General features: G+C 44.4%; 7 protein-coding genes. 1 reads left to right on the top strand and 6 read right to left on the bottom strand.

Annotation, left to right across the window (positions count from 1 at the left end):
- The 6 genes from cas7i to MSA64_RS07145 all read right to left on the bottom strand — a co-directional run.
- The coding region (gene cas7i, locus MSA64_RS07170; RefSeq protein WP_287891146.1) for a type I-B CRISPR-associated protein Cas7/Cst2/DevR at positions 1-627 on the bottom strand (627 nt) is incomplete at its 3' end.
- The gene (locus MSA64_RS07165; RefSeq protein WP_287891144.1) at positions 624-2,303 is read right to left on the bottom strand and encodes a Cas8a1 family CRISPR/Cas system-associated protein; all 1,680 of its coding nucleotides are present in this window, start codon (positions 2,301-2,303) and stop codon (positions 624-626) included. The genes MSA64_RS07165 and cas7i, both read right to left, overlap by 4 nt.
- A gap of 16 nt (positions 2,304-2,319) precedes the next feature.
- The gene (gene cas6, locus MSA64_RS07160) at positions 2,320-3,042 is read right to left on the bottom strand and encodes a CRISPR-associated endoribonuclease Cas6 (protein ID WP_227617622.1); all 723 of its coding nucleotides are present in this window, start codon (positions 3,040-3,042) and stop codon (positions 2,320-2,322) included.
- A gap of 309 nt (positions 3,043-3,351) precedes the next feature.
- Complete coding sequence (locus tag MSA64_RS07155) at positions 3,352-4,743, bottom strand: APC family permease (protein WP_287891140.1); 1,392 nt, start codon at positions 4,741-4,743, stop codon at positions 3,352-3,354.
- A gap of 175 nt (positions 4,744-4,918) precedes the next feature.
- A complete protein-coding gene (locus tag MSA64_RS07150) occupies positions 4,919-5,200 on the bottom strand; it encodes an NADH-quinone oxidoreductase subunit I (RefSeq protein WP_022172994.1) in 282 nt (93 codons plus the stop codon).
- Complete coding sequence (locus MSA64_RS07145; protein WP_287891138.1) at positions 5,197-7,137, bottom strand: FAD-dependent oxidoreductase; 1,941 nt, start codon at positions 7,135-7,137, stop codon at positions 5,197-5,199. Before MSA64_RS07145 ends, MSA64_RS07150 begins: the two co-directional genes overlap by 4 nt.
- Before the next feature lie 451 nt (positions 7,138-7,588).
- On the opposite strand from MSA64_RS07145, the gene MSA64_RS07140 reads away from it, so the two are divergent.
- On the top strand, positions 7,589-8,041 hold a 453-nt coding region (locus tag MSA64_RS07140; RefSeq protein WP_287891137.1), incomplete at its 3' end, for a GntR family transcriptional regulator.

Below are 8,041 nucleotides of genomic sequence, written 5' to 3'. Positions count from 1 at the left end.
CCCGATCGCAAACAATGGGCTCAGATTTTCCCTTCTACCTTTGATATCCCGATACAAATACTGCATGGTATCCAGAAGTGTTTTCACACGATCTGCTTTTTCTTCTCCTGTGATCTGCACTTCTCCGTCAATCCCTACCCGGTCCAGATCGACAGTTATGGTATAAGTATAAAATGATCGCTGAATTTCGCTCTGTGCAATTCCATTCTCCAGCTTTCCTCTTGCTGCCAGTCCCATGTTAGTTAAGAACTCCAGATTACCCAAAAACGGCTCCAGTGCAATAGCATTACTCAGTCTCACTACAGCGCTTCTTGTAGACGCTCCGCCTTTCTGATCGCCATCCTTTGCCGCTGTCTTCATATAGCCGAACAGATCGATTTCCGGATATTCCGCAATCGTTGCAGACGGTGCAAACTGAACCACACCGCTTTTTCCGTCCACCGGAGTCTGATCCCAGTTTGCCTGCCGGACAATGTTATAACGCATCGCCTGCCTGGAAATATACGAATACTGCTCGTGGTTTCCTCTTGACATTTTCTTTAATGTAGAAATATTTCCGATTCCCTCTCCGTAATTGGCACTTTCCGCAAGAAAAACCATAGTTACTGTCAATCCTTCTCTTCTCATTGTTCTACCTCTTTCTTTCCTTCATAACATCCAATCAGTCCTAAAACAAATGCGTATCCATACTCCGAAAATTTTTCTTTGTCCTGTAACATCCGAATCATCCCATTCGGTATCAGGAGTTTTTCCGATCCATAGGAACTGTACAGTCTCGCAACGATATCCATAAATTTCTCTGTATTTTTTACCGACAGCGCATTAAGCAGCTGATACTCGATACCACGCAGACTATCTCCGGTCGTGTCTTTTTTTGCGGTCATGATCGCTTTTCGTAATTCCGAACCGCTCTTTTTCATACTGATGCAATACATAAGAACCTCCTTCTCTTCTTCTTTTTTGTAACTGATCTCTGTTCCCTTCTGAATCTCATATACCCAATGTATATGAAAGTTTGATGCAGCATTCCCTGCAATGGCTTCTCTCAGCAGGGAATCTAACAAAATATACTGATTCTGATGGCCCAACAGGTTCATAACAGCCTGTTCATGCACATTTACAAAATCATTTCTGATCTTTGTGAACGGATACTGACCAAGATTTTTCAATGCTTTTTCTACATCTTCCCTTTTCAGGATATTCAGTATATCCTTGTTGATAATAGAAAGTTTATATCTGTCCTTATCCCCGGTTCCACGCAGGATCACCTGAATATTGGAAAGTTCCTGTCTTTTCTCATTCAATATGATATTCAGAGTTTCCGCAAACCACTGGGAATATCTCTGATTCTCTTCTTTTTCTCCTTCCAGACTGCTTTTCCTGTTTTTGGAATTTGCTGCCAGCAGAGTGAACATATCACTGTTATTATTGACAAACACAAATTTATCGGCAAACAGTCGGAACCCAAGCGGACTTGCTGCATACAGAAACGTACAGACCGGACACAGGAACGCATCCACATTACAATTCCAGAACGCAGACCGTTTTCTTGTAAAATCGTCCCCGACTTCCTTCATAAATGCGATGGATACTTTCTCTTTTGTGGTTACAGGTTCTCCACAGTCAATACACAGATCCTTTGCTTTTGTATGATCTGTCATAAAGTATTTTCGGAATGGTTCTGAAAAATCTTTTTCAAACTGTTCCCTCATATCTTTTTTTGCATTCGAGCGAAGCAGAAAACTTTTTCCATCCCAGAAACGATTGATATAGTTGTAGACTACACTTTTCATAATAAACGTCTCTTTGCATTTCTCCTGCTCCAGAAACACCTGTAATTTCGAAAGCCTTTCCAGTAATTCTTCCGCTGTCATTTTATCAATCAGTTTTTCTTTTTTCAGTGTTATATAAACTTCCGGATGTTCGATCTGATCTTTGATATTTTCAAAGCCGGCCTGGTAACTGTTCGAGAGCAGTTTGTCATTGATAAATTTCAAATCATCCTTTTCGTTCTTTCCCGGATTCCATTTTTCATTCTGAATTTTCCCGATACAGCACTTGATTTTCTCCATTACGCCCTGGTAAACAGTAAACCTTCCAAAATTTTGCACACATGCCCGGAAATACAGACTGGTCCAGTCCGCATTTTGAATAAATTCGTAGTTCAGCCACATCTCCTGACCGTCTTCCGATATGCCAAAGTCAACACCTTCCTGCGCCTTTGCGCAATCCAGTATATATTTCAGCCCGACGATTCCGGCGTTTTTCAGAAAATCACCTGGCGTAATTGCATATTTTTCCATAAAATATCACCTCTCTCTACCAGACGATTTCCCATTTCCCATGGCCTTCCGATCTGCGGCTTCCAAGTCCTGCAGAGTACAGGAAATCTAAAAGCCGGGGCGTTCCCTGTAGTTTGTATATCCCAATGCTGGCATTTGTTGGTCTTCCCCATACTTTCGCAACAATCTTTTTTCCTTTCACCGGAACAATCGAAAAACAATCCACATCTTCATCCCATCCGATCTTGTTCAAGAAGAACTTCAGATTGTCTTTTAATGTATCCGAAAGCTCAGGATCCTCACAGGTATAATAGATATCCGTATTATTTTCCGGATCATGTTTTCTTGCCAGTAAAGAACTTTGCATTTTTATGATAAGCTCCGATTCTTTAATCTCCGGAATCTTTTTTGCTTTCACTTCACGCAGTTTCATCGAGTTTCCTCCCATGGGATACTCTATATTCCGCATTAACTGAAATGCATTAAAGAATTCAAATAATTCTCCCATGTCCGCATCGGAAAATGTTACCATAAACCGACTTTCTTTCAGATAAATCTTGTCTGCTGCGAATCGTGCTCCCGGCAGATAGCATGACCAGCAATATGTTTTCATGACGGATTGCTTTTTTGTATAAAGTTTTCCGAAAAGTTCCGGAGAATATTTCTCTACAGATGCCTTTAAAAAACTTAGTAACAAACGATCCACCTCTGCCGGGATTTCCGGTTCTTCTAACAGAAACTCTAATTTTAGCTCTGTCATATCAATCCCTCCTTCTGATTCCACTATAACACTTTTCAAAACTGTTTCAATGGATTAATTTAATTTTACATTTATTTTTCTCATTTACTTTTCGCCTGTATTTCATTATAATATTTTACGTACATTTTGGAATGTAAATTTGAAGCAGTTTTTAACACCTGCAAAATACCTTTAATAGTCCCATATTGGAATATTTTTTTCATTGCTTTCCCAATACATCTCAAAAAGCAATACATAAAAAGTGCGTAAGCCCCGGATTGTTCTCACCAAGCTTACGCACTTTTTATATCATCTATAATCAATAGTATATCATTTTCCTTCATCCATCGCTTTGCACTCACGCTCGCGGGCTTCCCATGGCTCATATGGTTGTTTCAGTTCTGCGATCAGATCCCGGCCGTGTTTCTTCAGATAAGAGATACGGATCAGAATATAGATCACAAACAGTACAATTGCACCAAGGATCATCAGCCATACGGTCATTCCCAGCGTACTGATCATCGCATATGCCAGATAGGCTGCGACTACAAACGCAAAGGCTGACAGTGCATATACCAGACCGATGGCCATCTTGAAGGTAGAATGATTGCAGGCATGCGGATATTTCTTTTTCAGGAAGAACGGTACCAGACAAAGAGCGATATCCGACAGTGCATTGACGAAAGAAAATACAGTCATTAACACTCCAAAACTGGATCCGGTCGCCACACAGCAGATAGAAAAGAGCATAACGAAGCAAAGAATCACCGGTGATACTCCATTCTTATTTTTCTTTCCGACAAAAGCCGGAAACAGATCATTATCTGCCGCCGCCTGAATCTGGGCGCAGGTTAACATAATAACCGGAACCATCGAAGTCAGGACACCAAACAGCGGACCTCCTACGATGAAAAATGTCAGAAGGCCGGAAGGAAGGAATGTTTTTCCCACCTCTGAAAGTGTGGTCAGTTCTCCTGCCGGCATGCAGCCGATGGTAACAATACCCATACCGATATAGATAAATGCAACAATCGTTGGGGACAGGAGTAATGCCAGTGGAATGTTCCGGTTCGGATTCTTTACATCATCTGCGATCTGGGAAACCGCGCTTCCACCGGACAGCGAAGATGCCAGCACACCGACTGCTGCCGCAAAGCTGGTCAGTTTCACGCCCGGATTGAAGATTTCGCCCAGTGTCAGTCTGGAGGTATCAATGCTTGGCATACCGACAAAAATATAACAGCCCATAGCCACCATCAATACTACTACCATGATATTATTGACAAACGCAAAGGTATGATTGCCCTGCCATGCGATTCCCGTATAGATCAGCAGAATCACAATGCTGATCAGCGTTTTATATCCTTCCAGCGCCGGGAACAGCGCCACAAAATAATCGCCAAACAACACCGCAAACACAGAGATCAATACCGGCTGTAACAGATTCTGTGCCGCCATAAATACACCAACCGCCGGATGGATCAGCTTCGTCGGTGCGATAAAAAAGCTTCCGGATGCCGGTGCTACCGACGACAGATAAACATTTGGAATCGTCTTGGCTAAGGTGTATACAATCGTCGCCAGCAGTGCCAGTACAATTCCGGTTCCAATATCATTGATCACTGTGGGCAGTGAACCGAAAATTCCGGAACCGATGATCGCACCGATTCCCGTTCCGATACAGCCCAGAAGACCGATCTTCTTTTTTGTATTTGTTTCCACGTTTTTCCTCCTGGTTCTGCCCGGAATCTGATCCTCTGTTGGATTCCTGCCAGCATTCCGGGCCGTTCTTTTGATCTTTCTCTTTTAAAATTCTGTTTCAAAACGCAAAGTCAATCCATCGGATCATCGATTGATCTGCATGGCTCATTTTGCAAAGAACATTTTCAATCCCCTTCTAATTTTCTGGTTCCGGCTTTACCGAGACGAATTTTGCACGGTTCATCACCGGATGCTGCAGACGGAGTGCGCCTTTTTTCGGACATACCATCACGCAGGCTCCACAGTAATAACATTCTCCCGGAAACATCACGATCGGAGGTTTCCCTTTTTCCGGATTTGGCAGAATAATATCGCACTGGCAGATTTCTGCACAGGCGTTGCAGCCGATACATTTTTCTTCATCGTAGATCAGTGGTGTGGCACTGCACGGAATCACTTCAACTTTCATCTTACTCATCTTGCCTCACCTCCGATATAATCCTGGTTTCTCTTCTCATACTCTGTTTTCAGATCACCGAAATAATCCCCCGGAACGGTTCCCCGTACCGGAACGCCATTTTCCTGGCGGATCGTGATGAAGCAGTGGTCTTCTTTCGGATCCATCTGCGGATAATCGCTTCGATAGAAACACAGCTGTTTGGAACTGGATTTTCGCATCAGACAGGCCTGAAGGATCATCTCGGAAACATCCAGAATGTCCAGCACCTCATGGGTACGCATCAGTTCATGCGGGTTGTTACAGTACAGCTGCGGAACGATCTCTTCTCTGTAAGACTTCAGCAGATCGATTCCCTGGATCAGAAGATCATCATTCTTCACGCCACCGCAGTAATTCTGCATCGCCTTGGAGATCGCCATATTCAGTTCTTTCCAGGTGACGCCTTCTGTACGGTTCATCGGTGCATACAGACGTTCTCTCTCCGCATCCACTTCTGCCTGGTCGATCTCAGCCAGTTCTTCGATCGTATCACTGTAATCTGCCGCTTTTCTTCCCGCATAGTATCCTGTGGAACATGCAAATCCGGCACAGTCGGATGCAAACAGCTGATCACCGGCCGCATAGATACCGTCAATATTGGTCTTCAGATCCCAGTCATGCATGATTCCGCCCGGCGCACCGAACAGCTGTCTCTCCTGATCCAGGAAAGCTGCTGACTGCCAGCCATTGCCATAACTTTGCAGCATATGTTTTTCCGGGTCAAATCCACGTTCTGTATAATATTGAAGGATCGGAATCTTGGTCTTTCCTTCCTCTCCGACCATCATGCCCCAGATGACTTTCCGCTCCATCTCCGGCATTCTGCTCAGATCCGCATAAAACGGCAGTTTATATCCCCTCTTGATCAGTTCGTCAAAAGGCATCGTCTCCGGTCCGCGGTACTCGTACTTCGGTTCATCGATCACGCCGCCTTTTAAGAAGAACTTCTGTCCTTTTACCGGATAATAACGCTCAGAGACAGTCTTCAGCACATTGCCGTCACGATCCAGATACGGAATTTCCACGCCTCTGGCATCCACCATCGTCGCTGCATACCAGGTATTATGATTGTTTCCTGTTCCGTAAGGAGGGAAGCTTCGTCCGGCTGCGGAGAATTCACCTTTCACCGATTTTTCCATCATGGTAAACTCCATACCGGCTCTCCATCCCATGGCATGACCGCTTCCAATGGACTGCATCGGCCGGAATTCGCAAAGTCCGGTAAGATCCGGGTTAAATAACCACACACGCGCCGGTCTTGACATCGTAAGCAGTGTGGCTTTGGCACGGAATACCATCAGTTTTCCCGTATGTACATTCATACCGATGGCACCGATGCCTCGTTTCTTTCCCTCTTCAATCGTAGTAAGCAGCGCGGTAGCCTCTGTTCTGTCATAGATTGTAACACCCAGACGTTTCAGTTCGTTATAAAGCGCCGGTTTAAACGTAGATCCCCATACCCGAAGGGTAAAACGATTCTTATAATCATAGGCAAACATCAGCTTCGTCTCATCGTCGCGGAATTCCGCCCCCTTGAATTCATCCTCTGTGTCACGGATCTTCCCGCCGAAGCTTTCCAGATCCAGCATACGGTCATAGCCTTCTCTGCACTCAATATAATGTGCAATACCGTTGCTGTAGTGATCCTGCTCATCCACATAGGCATTCGCGATCTCCTCCGGAGTTACCTGAGAACACGGGTTCGTACAGGCGGATTCCCAGTGATCGAATCCGGTTCCTGCTGCACCGCTTCTCTTGGTTGCGCCTTTTTCTACCAGTACGACCCTTTTTCCTTTCCGCGCTGCCGCAATAGCTGCAAAGCATCCTGCAAGACCGCCGCCTAAAACCAGAATGTCTGCATCGACGGTTTCGGTCTGTCCGAATTCATTCGGGTAAGGCCAGTTGTATTCTGCCATGTTATTCCTCCCTTTCAAACAAAAAGACACAGAAAGGAAACCTTTTTTGTGCCCCTGCTTGTGTAATCTTCTCTCCTATTTTGCATTTTGCAAAATGTATTATACTAAATATGACTATAACACTTCAACGCGTTGATGTCAATGAGTATAATGGATCTCCTGCAGCCGTTTTTTCTTGAAAGGATTTTGGCGTCATGATAAGATAATATTTGATAGATACCAGGGGCAAAAGGTCGAAAAGCCGATGCAAGCTCGCTTGCAAGAGGATTTTTGATCTCTTGACCCGCCAAAAACATGAGTAAGTAGCCATTTTTCGAAGAAAAATGCGCGGATTGCGAATGTTTTTGAAGATTGCGAGAGTGCAAAGCACGTAGCAATCTGGTATCAAAGGGGGCAAAAGGTGTTTTGCCCCCAACATTTTTGATAATTTACTTTGACAGGAGACTTTTTCATGGGATTAAATAAATCAACTTTATCGGAACAGATCTATCAGATTTTAAGAAATGATATTCTGACGCAGAAGATCAAATGCGGAGAAAAACTGACCTTAAAAATTCTGCAGGAACGCTTTCAGGTCAGCTCCACTCCGATCCGTGAAGCCCTGACCCGCCTGACGCAGGATCAGCTGGTTTCTTATTATTCAAATATCGGCGTCAACGTCATCCGCTTTACCTCAGAGGATCTCCGGGAAATCTATTCTTTCATGGGTGACCTGGACGGTCTCGCTATCCGCTACGCCTCAGCCTTCCCGGATCAGGAAAAACTGATGGCTGAAGCAAAACAGATTCTGGAAAACGGCCGCAAAGCCGCTGCAGCCGGAGACACCAAAGTCTGGAATCTCTGTTCCGATGAATTTCATCTCATCTTTTACCGCTACTGCAACAATTCCCGCCTCACCGAATCT

This window comes from Oliverpabstia sp., from assembly GCF_022785585.1.
GTDB lineage: Bacteria > Bacillota > Clostridia > Lachnospirales > Lachnospiraceae > Oliverpabstia > Oliverpabstia intestinalis.
The sequence above is the reverse complement of the archived record's forward strand: the minus strand, read 5'-3'. Positions and strand labels throughout refer to the sequence as shown.